This is a genomic window from Microbacterium sp. NPDC089190 (genome assembly GCF_040701795.1).
GTDB lineage: Bacteria > Actinomycetota > Actinomycetes > Actinomycetales > Microbacteriaceae > Microbacterium > Microbacterium galbum.
Genome location: NZ_JBFBHF010000003.1, coordinates 89,595 through 106,333, shown reverse-complemented (window position 1 = coordinate 106,333; position 16,739 = coordinate 89,595). Strand labels below are relative to the sequence as shown.

13 protein-coding genes are annotated in these 16,739 nt (G+C 70.6%); 3 read left to right on the top strand and 10 right to left on the bottom strand.

Annotation, left to right across the window (positions count from 1 at the left end; all coding sequences use genetic code 11):
* The first annotated feature begins 21 nt into the window (after positions 1–21).
* Positions 22–390 (top strand): DUF2200 domain-containing protein, encoded by a 369-nt coding sequence (locus tag AB0230_RS10410; RefSeq protein ID WP_366375608.1) that lies wholly within the window; start codon positions 22–24, stop codon positions 388–390.
* A 4-nt stretch (positions 391–394) separates the two neighbouring features.
* Here the strand turns inward: AB0230_RS10410 and AB0230_RS10405 are convergent, their stop codons facing one another.
* From AB0230_RS10405 to AB0230_RS10385, 5 genes are read right to left on the bottom strand one after another with little or no spacing between them, the layout of a single operon-like run.
* The gene (locus AB0230_RS10405; RefSeq protein ID WP_366375606.1) at positions 395–1,594 is read right to left on the bottom strand and encodes an amidohydrolase family protein; all 1,200 of its coding nucleotides are present in this window, start codon (positions 1,592–1,594) and stop codon (positions 395–397) included.
* Positions 1,595–1,598: 4 nt separating this feature from the next.
* On the bottom strand, positions 1,599–2,873 hold the full coding sequence (locus tag AB0230_RS10400) for an ABC transporter permease (RefSeq protein WP_366375604.1): 1,275 nt from the start codon (positions 2,871–2,873) through the stop codon (positions 1,599–1,601).
* Positions 2,870–3,958, bottom strand: coding sequence for an ABC transporter permease (locus AB0230_RS10395; RefSeq protein ID WP_366375602.1), 1,089 nt, complete (start codon positions 3,956–3,958; stop codon positions 2,870–2,872). The genes AB0230_RS10400 and AB0230_RS10395 overlap by 4 nt, the downstream gene beginning before the upstream one ends.
* Entirely contained in the window at positions 3,955–5,487 is a 1,533-nt protein-coding gene (locus AB0230_RS10390) for an ABC transporter ATP-binding protein (RefSeq protein WP_363392159.1), read from the bottom strand. Before AB0230_RS10390 ends, AB0230_RS10395 begins: the two co-directional genes overlap by 4 nt.
* Positions 5,487–6,533 carry a BMP family ABC transporter substrate-binding protein gene (locus tag AB0230_RS10385; protein WP_315995361.1) on the bottom strand — a complete coding sequence of 349 codons (1,047 nt, stop codon included), beginning with the start codon at positions 6,531–6,533 and terminating at the stop codon, positions 5,487–5,489. Before AB0230_RS10385 ends, AB0230_RS10390 begins: the two co-directional genes overlap by 1 nt.
* A 181-nt stretch (positions 6,534–6,714) precedes the next feature.
* Between AB0230_RS10385 and AB0230_RS10380 the strand changes: the two genes are divergently transcribed.
* Together AB0230_RS10380 and AB0230_RS10375 are read left to right on the top strand one after the other, a co-directional pair.
* A complete protein-coding gene (locus AB0230_RS10380; protein WP_366375599.1) occupies positions 6,715–7,743 on the top strand; it encodes a LacI family DNA-binding transcriptional regulator in 1,029 nt (342 codons plus the stop codon).
* The gene (locus AB0230_RS10375; protein WP_366375597.1) at positions 7,740–9,143 is read left to right on the top strand and encodes an amidohydrolase; all 1,404 of its coding nucleotides are present in this window, start codon (positions 7,740–7,742) and stop codon (positions 9,141–9,143) included. The genes AB0230_RS10380 and AB0230_RS10375 overlap by 4 nt, the downstream gene beginning before the upstream one ends.
* An 8-nt stretch (positions 9,144–9,151) precedes the next feature.
* Here the strand turns inward: AB0230_RS10375 and AB0230_RS10370 are convergent, their stop codons facing one another.
* The 5 genes from AB0230_RS10370 to AB0230_RS10350 all read right to left on the bottom strand — a co-directional run bounded on the left by AB0230_RS10370 (position 9,152) and on the right by AB0230_RS10350 (position 16,739).
* Positions 9,152–9,877: a creatininase family protein gene (locus AB0230_RS10370; RefSeq protein ID WP_366375595.1), complete on the bottom strand. Its 726-nt coding sequence runs from the start codon at positions 9,875–9,877 to the stop codon at positions 9,152–9,154.
* On the bottom strand, positions 9,877–11,790 hold the full coding sequence (gene typA, locus AB0230_RS10365; protein WP_315995357.1) for a translational GTPase TypA: 1,914 nt from the start codon (positions 11,788–11,790) through the stop codon (positions 9,877–9,879). Before typA ends, AB0230_RS10370 begins: the two co-directional genes overlap by 1 nt.
* Before the next feature lie 159 nt (positions 11,791–11,949).
* The gene (locus tag AB0230_RS10360) at positions 11,950–13,626 is read right to left on the bottom strand and encodes an ABC transporter family substrate-binding protein (protein ID WP_315995356.1); all 1,677 of its coding nucleotides are present in this window, start codon (positions 13,624–13,626) and stop codon (positions 11,950–11,952) included.
* 4 nt (positions 13,627–13,630) lie between these two features.
* Positions 13,631–15,823 (bottom strand): dipeptide ABC transporter ATP-binding protein, encoded by a 2,193-nt coding sequence (locus AB0230_RS10355; protein ID WP_366375593.1) that lies wholly within the window; start codon positions 15,821–15,823, stop codon positions 13,631–13,633.
* On the bottom strand, positions 15,816–16,739 hold the full coding sequence (locus tag AB0230_RS10350) for an ABC transporter permease (RefSeq protein ID WP_363392168.1): 924 nt from the start codon (positions 16,737–16,739) through the stop codon (positions 15,816–15,818). The genes AB0230_RS10355 and AB0230_RS10350 overlap by 8 nt, the downstream gene beginning before the upstream one ends.

The following is a 16,739-nucleotide window of genomic DNA, read 5'->3' as shown; positions in this document are numbered from 1 at the left end:
ATCACGCCCTACGGTGGACCCATGTCCCGCGTCTTCGACATGGCGTTCTCGTCGGTCTACCCCCTCTACCTGGCGAAAGTCGAGCGCAAGGGGCGCACGAAGGACCAACTGGATGCCGTCATCCGCTGGCTGACCGGGTTCGACGACGCCGCGCTCGCGCGGCACATCGAGGGAACGACGACCTTCCGCGCCTTCTTCGACGAGGCGACGCTCAACCCGCACGCGAATCAGGTCACGGGAGTGATCTGCGGCATGCGGGTCGAAGAGATCGAGGATCCGCTGATGCACCGCATCCGCGTGCTCGACAAGCTCGTCGACGAACTCGCGAAGGGACGGCCGCTCGCGAAGGTCCTTCGGGGCGGAGAGGGCGTCTCGTCACCCGCGGGGTGAGCCCCTATCCGGGGAGAGAGCCCGCCACCAGCCGTCCGCGCGCCACGACGGCGACGACCGACTCGGCGCGGAGCGCCCCCGCGTCTTCCCAGGGGCGCCCGCGGACCACCACGAGGTCGGCGGCGAAGCCGTCGGCGATGCGGCCGAGGTCGTGGCCACGGCCGATCGCGGCGGCCGCGCGCGACGTCGCCGACTGCAGCGCGCGAGCGGCATTCCAGTCGAAGACCCGCGCCATCGCGCGCAGCTCCTCCCACTGGTCGTCGAAGCCCACGTGGAAACCGTTCGCGTCGGTGCCGAGGACGAACTCCACCCCGGCCGCCGCGGCGGCGCGGAAGACGGGGTCGCGCCCCGAGACGAGCTCCTGCGCGATCTCGCGCTGACCGGGGGCCACCGGCACCGATCCATCGGCGATGCGGTCGTTGATGAGCAGGGTCGGTGCGACCGTCGTGCCGCCGGCGACCATCTGCGCCGCCAGGGCGGCCGTGAGCTTCGTCGCGTGCTCGACCGAGTCCACGCCGTGGGCGAGGGCGCGGCGGATGCCGTCCTCGGTATGGGCGTGCGCGGCGACGCGCATCCCCAGCGCGTGCGCCTCGTCGACGATCGCCGCGATCTCGGCATCCGTGTAGTTGCGCCACGACGCCTTGTCGCCGACGGAGAGCACCCCACCGCTGACGGGGACCTTGATGCCGTCGGCGCCCGAGCGCGCCCAGCGGCGCACGAGAGCCCGACAGGCGTCGGGGCCGTCGGCCACCGGCTTGCGGTCGACCACCGCGGGCGGGGTGAAGAGGTCGCCGTGGCCTCCGGTCATGTTGACCAGGCCGTGCGCGAGCACGCGAGGACCCTCGATCACGCCCGCCTCGAGGGCGCGGGAGAGCGAGAACTGGATGTCGTCCGCCGCAAGGTCGCGCACCGTCGTCACGCCCACGGCGAGCGCGCGCCGGGCGTGGGCGAGGCCGTGGAGCACCTGCTCCTCGGGGCGCGTCGTCAGCGGCCACGACAGGAAGTCGGCCGGGGTGTCGGAGGCGTTGCCGATGAGGTGGACGTGCGTGTCGATCAGACCGGGAATCACCGTCAGGTCCGCGTCGCCGGCGGACGCGGCGATGTCGACGGACGAGATCCGGCCCGCGCTCCAGCCCACCGTTCCGACGCCGCGATGCGCGTTCCCGTCCCAGATGTGGACACCGGATAGTTCATTGACGCTCACGCGATCACCTCGAGGAGTTCTGACGGGGGAAGAATCTGCCGAGGGCACGCGGCGGACGCATACGCGTCCCGGCCACCACGAGCACCGCGAGGGTGACGAGGTACGGGGCGGCCGTCGCGAGCGCGCTCGGGAGGGGCAGGACGAGGGCGGCGACCAGCAGGACCGCCCCGAGGATCAGGGACGGAACGGCCGCGCGGACCCCGAGGCGGCGGCGCAGACGCACCGCGCCGAGAACGACGAACACGGCGCCCAGGACGAACAGCATGCCGCGGAAGGTCTCCGGACGGCCGAGACCGACGGCGTCGCTGAAGCCGAACAGGGCCGATCCCGCGAAGACACCTCCCGGCATCCAATTTCCGAAGATGAGGGTCGCGAGGCCGATGAAGCCGCGACCGGCGACCTGGTTCTCGACATAGCCCTGTGAGATCAGCACGAGGTAGCCGCCGGCGAAGCCGGCCATGCCGCTGCCCACGAGCACGGCCAGGTAGCGCGTGCGGTGCACGTGTCCGCCCAGCGCCTGCAGCGCGGCCGGCTCCTCCCCCGACGCGCGCATGCGCAGACCGAAGCGCGTGCGCCACAGCACGAACGCGGTCAGGGGGATGAGGGCGAGGCCGATGATCGCGGCCAGGGACACATCCCGGGTGAGACCGCCGACGATGCCCGCGAGGGGTGAGAGAACCGGGATGCCGGTGGCCTCGAGATCGCGCAGAGGATCGGGGGTGCCGAAGCCGCCGGAGAGGAACGGCAGACTCACGCGCGGGACGTTGCCCTCGATGCGCGGCGAGCGCGCGACGTTGCCGCCGTCGAGTCCGCTGAAGACGATGTCGGAGAGGAAGCGGGCGAGGGCCGCGGCGAGCACGTTGATCGCGACACCGACGACGAGCTGGTTCAGGCCGAGCTCCAGGCACAGCACCGCCATCAGCAGCCCGAAGACGAGCCCGCCGACGACACCGCCGATCAGGGCGACCCACGGGCCGCCGAACCAGCCGAAGAGGCCGGCTCCCCACGTTCCGCCGATCATCATGCCCTCGAGGCCGACGTTGATGACGCCCGCGCGCTCGGAGTACAACGCGCCGACGGCCACGACGGCGATGGGGACGGTCAGGCGCAGGGCGGAGCCCCACGTCGACGAGGACGACAGGCCGGGTGCATCGCACACCCATTGCGCGATGAGGAGGAGTGCGAACCCGAGGAGCACCCAGGACAGGACGCTGCGCGCGCGTCGGCGCGCCGAGGAGGGGGCGCGGGATGCCGCGGGGGCGGTGGTCACTGCGGTCATCTCGTCGACGCCTCCTTCGCACGACCGACGCGGGTGCGCCGGATCGCCGCCATGAGCGCCAGACGACGCTCGCCGTTCTCCACGACCCAGTAGCCGAGGGCCGAGCTCAGCAGCACGACCGCGAGGAAGAGCGTGCCGACCTCGGTGGGGAGCTTGACGATGCCGAGCACCTGGGCGCTGCGCTCCACGAACGCCAGGACCAGGGCACCCAGCGCCGTGCCGATCGGGTGCGAGCGGCCGAGCAGGGCGGCGGCGAGCCCCGTGAACATCAGGTCGGTCGGAAGGGTGCCGTCCAGCCGGTGCGCGGTTCCGAGCACGTGCGGCAGGCCCACGAGACCCGCGATGGCGCCCGAGGCGAGAAGCGAGGTGACGATGCGGCGCCGGACCGAGATGCCGGCGGACTCCGCGGCATCCGGAGACAGGTTCGCCACCGTCACGGTGTAGCCCCACACGGTGCGCTCGTGCAGGAGGAAGAACCCGATGCCGAGCAGCACGGCGAGCGGGAGGAAACCCGAGATCTGCACGCGTCCGCCGAGGTCGATGAGCGCGGGCATCGAGCCGTTCCCGCCGATCGGCGCCGAGCCGGTGTTCTGGCCCCCGCCGGAGCGGAACACGTCGGCCAGCAGCACGGCGACGACCGTGGTGGCGATCGCGTTCATGAGGATCGAGGTGATGACCTCGTTCACCCCGCGGTACACCTTCAGCAGGGCGGGCACGAGAGCCCACGCGGCCCCGGCCGCGGCACTCGCGAGCAGCGTCAGCGGGAGGGTGATCCACAGCGGGAACGGCAGCGAGGCGGCGACGACGGCGCCCACGAGCGCCGCGACGCGGTACTGCCCGTCGACACCGATGTTGAACAGCCCCATGCGCAGCGAGAAGGCCGCCGCGATCCCGGCGAAGTACAGCGGGATGGCGTTGTTGACGGTGGATGCCAGGGACTCCGGCGTCGTGCCGTAGGTCCACATCACCTCGAAGGCGGATGCCGCGGAGTATCCGGACACGGAGAGGAACAAGGCCGTGACGACCAGCGCGAGCACGATCGCGATGACCGGGCCGGCGACGGTGCGGAGGATGCGGGAAATCATGCGGCCTCCTCCCCGCCGCGCGCGCCGGTCATGTACTCGCCGACGGTGCCCGCGTCGACGCCGCGGGCGTCGAGCTCGGCCACGATGCGTCCGCGGTGCAGCACCAGGATGCGGTCGGACAGCGCGAGGATCTCGTCGAGGTCGGCCGAGACGAGGAGGGTCGCGAGGCCGCGGTCGCGGGCGGCGGTGAGCTCGCTCCAGATCGCGGCCTGCGCGCCGATGTCGACGCCACGCGTGGGATGGGCGGCCAGGAGCAGGCGCGGGGAGCGCAGGAGCTCGCGGCCCACGATGAACTTCTGCTGGTTTCCACCCGACAGGGTCGCCGCTCTCGTGGCGGGCCCCCCGCCGCGCACATCGAAGGCCGCGATGATCTCGGCCGCCGCCGTCGCGGCGGCGGCACGGGAGAACCAGGGCCCGCGCCGCACGGGGGCGAGCTGCTGGTAGCCGAGCACGGCGTTGTCGCGGAGGGGCAGTGGCAGCACGATCCCGTCGCGGTGGCGGTCCTCCGAGATGTAGCCCATGCCGCGGGCCCGCCGCTGAACGGTCGTCGCCGCGCTGACGTCGTCGTCGTCGAGGAGCACCGTGCCCGTGGCATCCGCTCGTCCGATGAGGGCGGCGAGCAGTTCGGACTGCCCGTTGCCCTCGACCCCGGCCACGCCGACGATCTCGCCCGCGTGCACGCGGAAGGCGACGTCGGAGAGCAGCGGGACGGCTTCGATTCCCGCGACCGTCAGCCCGCGCGTCTCGAGGACCACCCGGTCCGAGACGGGCGACTCGCGCGGGGTCACGACGGGCATCTCGGATGCCACCATCAGCCGCGCCAGCTGGGGTGCAGTCGTCTCGGCGGGCACGGCGGTGCCGACCACCCGACCCGCGCGGATCACCGTGATGTCGTCGGCGAAGGAGAGCACCTCGTCGAGCTTGTGGGAGATGAAGATGACCGCCGCGCCGGCGCGCGTGAAGTCGCGCATCGCGGCGAAGAGGGCCTCGGCCTCGGCGGGGACGAGCACCGCGGTCGGCTCGTCGAGGATGATGATGCGCGCGTCGCGGTACAAGACCTTGAGGATCTCGACGCGCTGCCGCGTACCGACGCCGAGATCCTCGGTCTGGGCGTCGACGGGGACCGGGAAGCCGGTGCGCTCCGCGAGCTCGCCCACCTCACGGCGTGCGCGCGCTGCGTCGATCAGCACCGGCGGACCGGGTTCGTCGGCGAGGACGACGTTCTCCCACACCCGCAGGGCGGGAGCGAGCAGGAAGTGCTGGTGCACGATGCCGATGCCGGCCGCCTGCGCGTCGCGCGGCGAGCGGAAGGTCACGGGAGCGCCGTCGATCTCGATCGTCCCCTCGTCGGGGCTCTCCTCGCCGGAGAGGATCTTCATGAGCGTCGACTTGCCCGCGCCGTTCTCACCCACCACCGCGTGCACGCTTCCCGCGCGGACCGTGAGGTCGATCCGGTCGTTCGCGGTGAACGTCCCGAAGCGCTTCACGATGCCGCTCAGGCGCACCAGCACCTCCTGCTCGTCGGTCATCACAGGGCCGTCGGAACCGTGATCTTGCCGTCGACGATGTCCTTCTCGATCGCGGCGAGCTGGTCGGCGTACGCGTCGAGGAAGCCACCCGAGGTCGAGTATCCGACACCGTCGTTCGACAGGTCGTAGCGCACCTCGCCGGGCTGGAGCGAGCCGTCCAGGAACTCCGAGATCGAGGTCTTCACCGCGACGTCGACGTTCTTGATCGCCGAGGTCAGGATGAACGGCTTGATGGTGTCGGAGACCGTCTGGTAGACGTCGGCGTCGACACCGATGGCCCAGTTCTTCTTGGCATCCGTCGAGCTGGCGGCCGCTTCTTCGTAGACGCCCTGACCGGATCCACCGGCGGCCGCGTAGACGACGTCGGCGCCGCCGGCGTACATGGACGCCGCGGCCTCCTTGCCCTTCGTCGGGTCGGAGAAGCCGGTGAAGTCGCCGAGGGGCGCGAGGTAGGTCTTGTCGACGACGATCGACGGGTCGACCGACTTCGCTCCGGCCTCGAAGCCGGTGAAGAAGTTCTGGATGCTGGGCTGGTCCACTCCGCCGACGAAGCCGACGTGCTTCGAGGTCGAGGCCAGGGCCGCCGCGACCCCGACGAGGTAGGACGACTGCTCGGCCGCGAAGGAGATCGTGGTGACGTCGTCGATGACCGTGCCGGTGTCGGCGTCGACCTGCACGAAGGCGGTGTCGGGGTGGGCGGTCTCGGACATGGGCTGCTGCCACTGGAAGCCGATGCCGATCGCGAGGGACGCGTTCTGCGACAGGGCGAGGTCGACGCGGTCCTGGTAGTCGTCGGTGTTGGGGCTGGAGAGCTCCAGCGGCGCGAACGAGTCCTCCTGCTGGGCCTCGGTGAACCCCTTGTAGGCGCTGTCCATGAAGGAGAAGTCACCGGTGGTGCCGTACAGCAGCGCGATCGTCGGTCCGTCGGACGCGGCCGAGGCCGACCCGGTGTCGGCGGTCTTGCCGCCGCAGCCGGTGAGCGCCAGAGCGGCGACGGTGAGGACGCCGCCCATCGTGAGCAGGGATCGGGTCAGGGGGCGTGACATGGGGACTCCTTCGGTTCGGGTGGGGCGCAGGTCATGTAATCGATTGCACACTGGTCGGACGAATGAGGGGGATGCGACCGAGAGTCACCTTACTCATACCCGTCATTGCTGCCGATTTCAGTCGTGTTGCGGTTCGATTTCGTCACACGTGGGTTGGTAATCGATTGCGTACGCTGAGCGAGTGACCGATTCCGCGCCCTCCGACGAGCTCGCCACCCTCGCCGATGTGGCCTCCGAGGCAGGGGTCTCGACGGCGACCGTGTCGCGCGCGCTCTCGGGATCCCGACCCGTCTCCCCCGACACCCTCAAGCGCGTCCGCGCCGCCGCCGCGCGTCTCGGGTATCGCCACAACGCCGTCGCCAGCGCGCTCCGCTCGAACCGCACCCAGAGCGTGGGGATCGTCCTCCCCCGCTACGCCACGGTCTTCCTGTCCGCCCTCATCGAATCGGTGACCGAGAGTCTCGACGCCCAGGGCATCGGGGCCCTGCTCCGGTACGTCGCGCCCGACGGCGCCGACCACGACGAGCGCGTCGCCGACCTGCTCGACCGCCGGGTCGACGGGCTCATCGTCTGTCCTCCCACCATCGAAGCCTCGGGCCACGCCCAGCGCCTCTCGCACGGTCTGCCCATCGTGCAGGTGGGGCGCTTCCTCGATCCCGACACCCCCAGCGCGGTGAGCCTCGACGAGACGAGCTCGGCCGGTCTCCTCGCGCACCACCTCGCCCGCACCGGCACCCGCAAGATCATCACGGTCGGCCTCGATCCCGACGCGCCCGCTGACGCGACGCGCATCCGCTCGGTCGAGGACGCGTGCGCCGCGCGGGGCATCGCGCCCGGCGCCGTGGTGTACCGCGGCAGCGATCTGCTCGCCGGAGTGACCGCGGCGGAGGAGTTGTGGGATGCCGTCACCCCGGGCGAGACGCTCGTGTGCGCCAACGACGACGTGGCCACCGGTGTACTCACCGTCCTGCGGGCGCGCGGCGTCCGCGTCCCGGACGACGTGCAGATCGCCAGCCTGCTGCAGCTGTATCCCGACGCCCAGGGCACGCCCCTCACCTCGCTCCGGCACCCCTGGCGTCAGATGGGCGCGGAGGCCGTCGAGATGCTCGAGCACGCGCAGCGCTCGCGCGTCGCCGCGCGGCGACGCACCGCCCTGAGCGCCGACCTCGTCGTGGGTGCGAGCACCCGGACCCCTCAGGAGGAGTCATGACCGCACCCGTGGACCTCGTCATCCGTCACGCCCGCGTCGCCGCCGAGACGCACCGCCCCGCTCCGGGGTACCCCGACCTGCCGCGCGCGGACACCGCCTCGAGGGGCGGTGTCCGCGATCTGCCCGGTCACAGCATCGGTGTGAGCGCGGGACGCATCGCCTGGATCCTCCCCGACGACGAGGTCGACCTCGCGGCACTGACCGACGCGGAGATCATCGACGCAAGCGGCCTCGTCGCCCTCCCCGGCCTGGTGAACAGTCACACCCACACGCCGATGGTCATGTTCCGCGGCGCGGCCTCCGACGTCCCCACCGCCGAGTGGTTCAACGACCACGTGTGGCCCATGGAGGTCAACCTCACCGACCGCGACATCCGCCTCGGCGCGCGCATCGCGATCGGCGAGCTGCTCCTCGGCGGCGTCACCACCTTCGCCGACCATTACTTCGGCATGTCGACCATCGCCGAAGAGGTCGAGGGCTCCGGCATCCGGGCTCTGCTGGCCGACACCTTCTTCTCGTCCGAGGGCGCGGCCGGTCGCGAGCGCAGCGCGGCGTTCGCGCGCGACGCCGCAGGCTCGGCGAACGGACGCATCACCACGGCCCTCGGCCCGCACGCGCCCTACACCGTCGACGACGACGACCTGCGGGCGACGGCCCGGGATGCCGAGCGCCTGGGCGTGCGCATCCACATCCATGCCGCCGAGAACCTCACGCAGACCGCGTCCAGCCGCTCGCGCGACGGCCGCACCCCGATCGGCATCCTGCATGAGACCGGCGTGCTCGAAGCCGGCGCGCTCATCGCCCACGGCGCGGGCATCGTCGCCGAGGACGCGGAGCTGCTCACCCCCTACGCCGACCGCGTGGGTGTCGCGTCGTGCACGAAGACGTATCTGCTCCACGCGCAGGAGGGCACCACTCCTCTGCGTCTCCTTCACGACGCCGGCATCAGCGTCGGCATAGGCACCGACGGAGCCGCGGGCAGCATGACCCTCGACGTGTGGGAGAACATGCGCCTTCTCGGCATGATCGAGAAGTACGCGTCGGGGGATGCCACCTGGGCGACCTCCGCGCACCTGCTCGACCTCGCGACGCGTCAGAACGCCGAGGTGCTCGGCCTCGCCGGCGAGATCGGCGCGCTACGGCCGGGGCTCCGCGCCGACATCGTGCTCGTGGACTTCCGCACCCCGCACCTGCAACCCGTGCACGACCTCGCGCACTCGCTCGCCCTCAGCGCGCACCAGGGAGACGTGACGACCGTGATCGTCGACGGCCGGGTCGTCGTCCGGGACCGTCGGCTGCTGACGATCGATCTCGAGGAGGCTGTCGAGGAGCTCTCGGAGCGTCTTCCGGCGCTGACCGACCGCTCGCACGGACGGCGCGTCCAGGACTACGCGCCCTGAGCCCGGCCTCAGCCCGCGACGAAGCGCTCGACCTGCGCGACGGCGGCGTCGGTCACCGCGGCGAAGAGGCGCTCGCCCTTCGCCGCGGTGGCCGGACGAGGGTCTCCGAAGACCGCGCTCGCGCCGATCTCGTGCAGACGCACGGGCCGTAGTCCGAAGTCGACCGGGAACGCGGGATACTCCGGCTCCGCGCGCTCCATCCGCACGAGCTCGGGTGCGGATGCCAGCACCATCGAGGTCTCGATCTCTTCGGCGTGGTTCATCCCCGGCGCGGCGGGGGCGCTCTCGCGCACCGCGTCGGCGGCGTCGGCGAGACCGGGGTGGTCGAGCACGAGGACCCGCAGGCCCTCGGCGGCGAGGTCGCGCGCGGCAGCCGCGAGCGGGAGGCGGTTGCCGAAGTCGCCGTTGACGATGACCACGCGATCGAGGCCGGACGCCGCCGCGCCGCGGACGATGTCGAGAGCGAGGGCCCGCACGGTCTCGGGCGACAGCGATATGGTGCCCGGGTACCCCGACGTCGCCCACGTCTCGCCATAGGCGATCGCCGGCAGAAGGGCCCCGTCGCAGCGCTCCGCGACCGCCCGCGCGATGCGCTCGGCGACGATCGTGTCGGTGCTCAGGGGCAGATGCGGGCCGTGGGCCTCGAGGGCGCCCACGGCCAGCACGGCCAGGCGCCCGCCCGCCGCGACGTGTTCACGCACATCGGCGGACGAGGCACCGGCCAGTTCGAGCATCAGGCGTTGGCATCCTGGCGCTTGGCGCGCGAGGCGGCGCGGCCGCGCTCGGTCGCGTCGAGCACGACCTTGCGGATACGCACCTTCTCGGGCGTGACCTCGACGCATTCGTCGTCGCGGGCGAACTCGAGCGACTCCTCCAGCGTGAGCACGCGCGGGGGCGTCATCGACTCGAAGGAGTCCGAGGTCGACGAACGCATGTTCGTGAGCTTCTTCTCCTTGGTGATGTTGACGTCCATGTCGTCGGCGCGCGAGTTCTCGCCGATGACCATGCCCTCGTAGACCTCTTCGGTCGGCTGCACGAAGAAGCTCATGCGCTCCTGCAGGGCGATCATGGCGAACGGGGTGACGACGCCCATGCGGTCGGCGACGATCGAGCCGTTCTGGCGGGTCGTGATCGATCCCGCCCAGTCGTCGTAGCCGTGCGAGATGGCGTTGGCGATGCCGGTACCGCGCGTGATCGTGAGGAACTCGCTGCGGAAGCCGATGAGACCACGCGAGGGCACGACGAACTCCATGCGCACCCAGCCGGTGCCGTGGTTGGTCATGTTGTCCATGCGGCCCTTGCGCGCGGCCATGAGCTGCGTGATCGCGCCGAGGTGCTCCTCGGGGGCGTCGATGGTGAGGTGCTCGTACGGCTCCTTGAGCTTGCCGTCCTCGCCGCGCTTGGTGACCACCTGGGGCTTGCCGACGGTGAGCTCGAAGCCCTCGCGGCGCATGTTCTCGACGAGGATCGCGAGAGCCAGCTCACCGCGGCCCTGGACCTCCCAGGCGTCCGGGCGTCCGATGTCGACGACCTTGAGCGAGACGTTGCCGATGAGCTCGCGGTCGAGGCGGTCCTTCACCATGCGGGCGGTGAGCTTGTGCCCCTTGACCTTGCCCATGAGAGGCGAGGTGTTGGTCCCGATGGTCATCGAGATGGCCGGGTCGTCGACCGTGATGGCCTTGAGCGGGCGCACGTCCTCGGGGTCGGCGATGGTCTCGCCGATCGTGATGTCGGGGAAACCGGCGATCGCGACGATGTCGCCGGGGCCGGCGTCTTCGGCGGGGAAACGCTCGAGGGCGCGGGTCTTGAGCAGCTCGGTGATGCGGGCGTTGCTGGTGGTGCCGTCGGCGCGCACCCAGGCGACGGTCTGGCCCTTCTTGAGCGTGCCGTTGAAGACGCGCAGCAGCGCGAGGCGGCCGAGGAAGGGGCTCGAGTCGAGGTTGGTGACCCAGGCCTGCAGCGGCGCTTCGTCGTCGAACGACGGAGCGGGCACGTGCTCGAGGATCGCGCCGAACAGGGGCTCGAGGTCGTCGTTGTCGGGCAGCGCGCCGTTGTCCGGACGCGTGAGGGATGCCGCGCCGGCACGGCCGGAGGCGTAGACCACCGGCACGTCGAGCAGCGCGTCGACGTCGAGGTCGGGCACGTCGTCGACCAGGTCGGAGGCGAGGCCCAGCAGCAGGTCGTGCGCCTCCTCTTCGACCTCGGCGATGCGCGCGTCGGGGCGGTCGGTCTTGTTGACCAGGAGGATGACGGGGAGCTTGGCCTCGAGGGCCTTGCGCAGCACGAAGCGGGTCTGCGGCAGCGGACCCTCGGACGCGTCGACGAGCAGCACGACACCGTCGACCATCGACAGACCGCGCTCGACCTCGCCGCCGAAGTCGGCGTGGCCGGGGGTGTCGATCACGTTGATCGTGACGGGGACCTCGGTGTGGACACCGTTGTACTCGATCGCCGTGTTCTTGGCGAGGATCGTGATGCCCTTCTCGCGCTCGAGGTCGTTGGAGTCCATCGCGCGCTCTTCGACGTGCGCGTGGTCGCCGAACGAGCCGGTCTGGCGGAGCATGGCGTCGACGAGGGTCGTCTTGCCGTGGTCGACGTGCGCGACGATCGCGACGTTACGGAGGTCAGGACGAAGGGCGTGCGCCATGGAGGGTCTCCAGGAAAGTGAGGGGTGGCGCCCGGAATCGGGCCCTCACAGTCTACCGGGCGCCCGCAACACTCCCGGCAGCGCACGTTCAGGAAGCGCGCACGCACGCGAAAGGGGCGGGATCCCGTGGGATCCCGCCCCCGCATCGCCGAGTCGGACTCAGCTGTTCTGGAAGCCGACGATCGTCCAGTCGACGGTCTCGAACTGGGTGGCGCCCCAGTTCACGAGGCCCTGCTTGACGGCCCAGACGTTGGGCAGCGGCGCGATCGGGATGATCGGCACCGACTCCCACAGGACCTTGTCGATCTCCTGCGCGGTCTCGAGGCGCGCGGCCGGGTCGAGCTCGTTGTTCGCCTGCTCCCACAGGGGGCCGAGACGGTCATCGGCGATGCCGGTGAAGTTCTGCTCCGAGTCCACCGGAGTGAACAGCGAGCGCGTAGACGAGATCGGGTAGGCCGTGCCGACCCACGAGAAGGTCACCATCTCGAAGTCGCCCGGGATGATGTAGTCGCTGAAGTAGCCGCCCACGGGCACCGAGTTCAGCTCCACGGGGATGCCGAATTCGCTCAGGTCGGCCTGGATCTGCTCGGCGCGCTGGATGTTCGTCGCGGTGTCGGCCGGAACCGTGACCGAGAACGTCAGCGGCGTGCCGTCCTTGACCCAGGAGTCGCCGTCCTTGGTGTAGCCGGCGTCTTCGAGGTACTTCGCGCCCGCGTCGGTGTCGTAGGGCAGCGCCTCGTCGGTGTAGCCCTCCTGACCGGGCATGAAGATGTAGCTGCCCTGGGTGATGGCAGGGACACCCACGGGCGCGTTCGCCGTGTTGGCGATCTGCTCGCGGTTGACGATGGATGCCACGGCCTTGCGGACGTTGACGTCGGCGAGCGGGCCATCGGAGGCGCGCATGGTGATGTGCGTCCAGGTCAGGCCGTTCGAGGCCTCGATCTGGGCACCCTGCACGTTCTGCGCGGTCTGGTAGAGGTCGGCGTTGGCCGAGATCTCGACGGCGTCGATCTCACCGTTGCTGAACGAGGAGCCCTGCTGGTCCTGGCTCACCGCGCGGTAGACGATCGTCTCGAGCTTGGGGGTCTCGCCCCACCAGTTCGGGTTGCGCTCGAGCGTCGCGATCCCGGCGGTCGCGTCGATCGAGCTCACCTTGAAGGGGCCCGACGACGGCACGGCCTGCGAGGTGTAGCCGGTGTTGAAGGTCGTCGGGTCGGCGGTGACGCTGGCCTTGAGCACGGGGCTCAGCAGCGACTGCCAGTCGGCGAACACCGACGAGAAGGTGATCTTGAGGTCGAACTCGTCCGTGCCCTGCTCGACCGAGGAGACCTGGTCCCATCCGGTGGTCGAGGTGACGATGTACTCGGGGTTCGAGCCGTTGTTGGCCTTCCACATGCCCTGGTAATCGGCGACGGTGATGGGCGTGCCGTCCTCCCAGACGGCATCCGGGTTCAGCTTGACCTCGACGACCTGCGGGTCTTCGCTGACGAGCTCGGCGGAGGAGGCGTAGTTCTCGTCGACGACGGGCTCGCCCGATTCGTCGATCTTGATCGGACCGCCGCTCATCGTCGTGTAGATGTCGTTGGTGTCGCGCTCGTTGCCGTCGATCTGGTAGATGTTCCAGTTCACCGGCAGAGACGACACGGCGAGCGTCAGCGAGCCGCCGTCCTGCACGTCGGCCGCGTCAGCGCGCACCCACGCGGTCGAGGGCAGGGAGTTCTGGTCGTCGGGGTTCGCCGACGGGGCCGCGGTGTTGCCCGGCGCACAGCCGGCGACGGCCAGGGCGGCGGCGCTCAGCAGCGCGAGTGCGCCGAGAGCCTTCGCTTTGCGGATCATGTGATCAGTCCTCTCGTTGGTGATCGGGGAGGGTCTGCGACGACATGGTGCCGTCGGCCGCAGACGTTCGGGGGGACGCGGCCGATGCCGTCTCGAGGACGAGGTCGGAGCGTTCGGCGTAGTGGCACGCCACCTCGGAGTGCGCCGAGGGGCGCAGACCGGGGTCGTCGGAGTCGCACCGACGCCGGTCGGCGTCGGGCAGCAGGCGATACAACGGGCACCGCGTGCGGAAGCGGCATCCCGAGATCTCCTGCGTGGGGCTCGGCAGATCGCCGTCCAGCAGGATGCGGGTGCGTGAGCGCTCGATCCGCGGATCCGGGATGGGCGCCGCCGAGATGAGGGCCTTGGTGTACGGATGCCGCGGGTCGTCGAACACCGCGTCGACCGGGCCCTGCTCGACGATGCGCCCGAGGTACATGACCGAGACGTCGTCGGCGATCTGACGCACGACCGCGAGGTCGTGGGCGACGAACAGGAAGGACAGGCCGAGGCGCTCCTTGAGGTCTTCGAGCAGGTTGATCACGCCCGCCTGGATCGACACGTCGAGCGCCGAAACGGGCTCGTCGAGCACGACGACGGCGGGGTCAGTCGCGAGCGCACGGGCGATGCCGATGCGCTGACGCTGGCCGCCCGAGAACTCGTGCGGGTAGCGGTCCGACATCGCCGGGTCCAGGCCCACCAGCTCCAGCAGCTCGGTCATCTTGCGATCGCGTTCCGCGCGCGCAACGCCCTGCACCAGCAGGGGCTCGGTGATGACCTCGCCCACCGGCAGGCGCGGGTCGATCGCGCCCATCGGGTCTTGGAAGACGATCTGGATGCCCTTGCGCAGCTGCGCCTTGTCTTTGCGGCTCACGGTCGCGACGTCGGTGCCGTTGATACGGATGCTGCCGCTCTGCGGGGCGACCATCTCCATGATTTCGAGGATGGTCGTGGTCTTCCCGCACCCGGACTCCCCCACCAGCCCCATCGTGCGACCGGGCTGGATCGAGAACGAGACGCCGTCGACCGCGCGCACCGTGCCGACGCGCCGCGGGAAGACGGCGCCCTTCATCAGCGGGAAGTGCTTGGTGAGGTCGGTGACCTCGACCGCCGGCGTGACATCGGGCCGCAGCGGCGGGATCTCGCCCAGCGGCTCGGGGCGGGGGAAGATGTCGGGCCGCGCAAGGGCGCCGGAGGCGATCTCGCCGGCGCGGATGCACGCCGAGACGTGGTCGGGGTCGGCGCCGTGCACGACGAGCTCGGGCTCGACCTCGCGGCACGCATCGATCGCGATCGGGCAGCGCGCGGCGAACGGACAGCCCGTCGGCAGGCTCGCCAGGGACGGCGGTCGCCCCTCGAGCGGAACGAGCCGGTGCGACCCCGCGGTCTGCATGTTGGGGACGGAGCGCAGCAGGCCCACCGTGTACGGCATGTGCGGGTCGTGGAAGATCTCGTCGACCGAACCGCGCTCGACGAGCGTGCCCGCGTACATCACCGCGACGCGATCGGCGTGACCGGCGACGACGCCGAGGTCGTGCGTGATGAGGACGACCGCCGCCCCGGTCACCTCGCGCGCCTTCTGCAGCACGTCGAGGATCTGCGCCTGGATCGTCACGTCGAGCGCCGTGGTCGGCTCGTCGGCGATGATCACGCGCGGGTCGTTCGCGATCGCCATGGCGATCATCGCGCGCTGGCGCATGCCGCCCGAGAACTCGTGCGGGTACGCGCGGGCCCGGCGCTCGGCATCCGGGATGCCGACGAGCTTGAGCAGCTCCACCGACCGGGCGTGCGCGGCCTGGGCCGACAGCGCGCGGTCGTGCAGCCGCAGGCCCTCGGAGATCTGGTCGCCCACGGTGTACACCGGGGTCAGTGCGGACAGCGGGTCCTGGAAGACCATCGCCAACTCGGCGCCGCGGATCTTCGACAACTGGGCGTCGTTCATCGAGAGCAGCGAACGCCCGTCGTAGAGGATGTCGCCCTCGACGCGCGCGTTCGACGGCAGCAATCCCATCACCGCGAGCGAGGAGACGCTCTTCCCGGAGCCGGACTCGCCGACGATCCCGAGGAACTCCCCCTCGTGCACGTCGTACGAGATCCCGCGCACGGCGCGGACGTCGCCGCCCTCGCGCTGCGGGAAGGTGACGCTGAGGTCGCGGACCGACAGCAGAGGGGTGCGTCCGGTGGAGGACAGCAGGGTGGCGGAACGGGTGTCAGTCACGGTTCGCTCCCGAGGTGGGGTCGATGGCGTCGCGCAGGGCGTCGCCGATGAGGCTGATGGCCAGGAGCAGCACGATCAGCACGCCGGCGGGGTACACGAACAGCCAGGGGCGGGTCACGGCCGCCGACGTGCCGGCGGCGAGCAGCGTGCCGAGCGAGACGTCGGGCGCCTGGACGCCGAAGCCGAAGTAGCTGAGCGAGGTCTCGGCCATGATGGCCGCGACGATGCCGAGGGTCGCGTCGATGATGAGCAACGACGCGATGTTGGGGATGATGTGGCGACCGAGGATCTTGCGCGTCGGCATGCCCATGTAGCGAGCCGCGCGCACGAAGTCGCGGTTGCGCAGCGAACGCGTCTGGTTGCGCACCACCTGGGCGAGGATCATCCAGCTGAACACCGCGAGGAAGAATGTCAGCGCCAGCCAGGACAGGCCGCGCGTCAGCGGGCTGAGCAGCACGAGGATGAAGAACGAGGGGATGACGAGCAGCAGGTGGATGAGCCACCCGATGACCGCGTCGATCTTCCCGCCGAGGTATCCGGCGACCGAGCCCACGGCGGCGGCGATCAGCGTCGCGCCGATGCCGGCGAGGGCGCCGATGATGAGCGACTTCTGCAAGCCGACGAGGGTCTGGGCGTAGATGTCCTGACCGATGCCGTTCGTGCCGAACCAGTGCAGCTGGGTGGGTCCCAGGCCGACGTTGAGGAAGTCGCGCTCCGTGGCGTCGTAGGGGTAGACCAGGGGGCCGATGAAGGCCCACAGCACGATGAACACGAGGATGCTCGCGCCGACCCAGAAGCGGGGCATCTTGCGCAGCCGGGCCCGCACGAGCGCTCCGCGGGAGAGCGCCTTGCGTTCGCGGGTCACGGGGCTGGTGGCGACGAGCGTGCCGTCCACGGCCTCTTCCTGCATCGTCAT

What these genes read in the sequence shown, in the direction of transcription:
- AB0230_RS10395 (WP_366375602.1), bottom strand. Translation starts at nt 3,958, where the DNA reads ATGATTTCCCGCATCCTCCGCACCGTCGCCGGCCCGGTCATCGCGATC.
- AB0230_RS10400 (WP_366375604.1), bottom strand. Translation starts at nt 2,873, where the DNA reads ATGACCGCAGTGACCACCGCCCCCGCGGCATCCCGCGCCCCCTCCTCG.
- AB0230_RS10410 (WP_366375608.1), top strand. Translation starts at nt 22, where the DNA reads ATGTCCCGCGTCTTCGACATGGCGTTCTCGTCGGTCTACCCCCTCTAC.
- AB0230_RS10350 (WP_363392168.1), bottom strand. Translation starts at nt 16,739, where the DNA reads ATGACGATGCAGGAAGAGGCCGTGGACGGCACGCTCGTCGCCACCAGC.
- AB0230_RS10360 (WP_315995356.1), bottom strand. Translation starts at nt 13,626, where the DNA reads ATGATCCGCAAAGCGAAGGCTCTCGGCGCACTCGCGCTGCTGAGCGCC.
- AB0230_RS10375 (WP_366375597.1), top strand. Translation starts at nt 7,740, where the DNA reads ATGACCGCACCCGTGGACCTCGTCATCCGTCACGCCCGCGTCGCCGCC.
- AB0230_RS10390 (WP_363392159.1), bottom strand. Translation starts at nt 5,487, where the DNA reads ATGACCGACGAGCAGGAGGTGCTGGTGCGCCTGAGCGGCATCGTGAAG.
- AB0230_RS10385 (WP_315995361.1), bottom strand. Translation starts at nt 6,533, where the DNA reads ATGTCACGCCCCCTGACCCGATCCCTGCTCACGATGGGCGGCGTCCTC.
- typA (WP_315995357.1), bottom strand. Translation starts at nt 11,790, where the DNA reads ATGGCGCACGCCCTTCGTCCTGACCTCCGTAACGTCGCGATCGTCGCG.
- AB0230_RS10370 (WP_366375595.1), bottom strand. Translation starts at nt 9,877, where the DNA reads ATGCTCGAACTGGCCGGTGCCTCGTCCGCCGATGTGCGTGAACACGTC.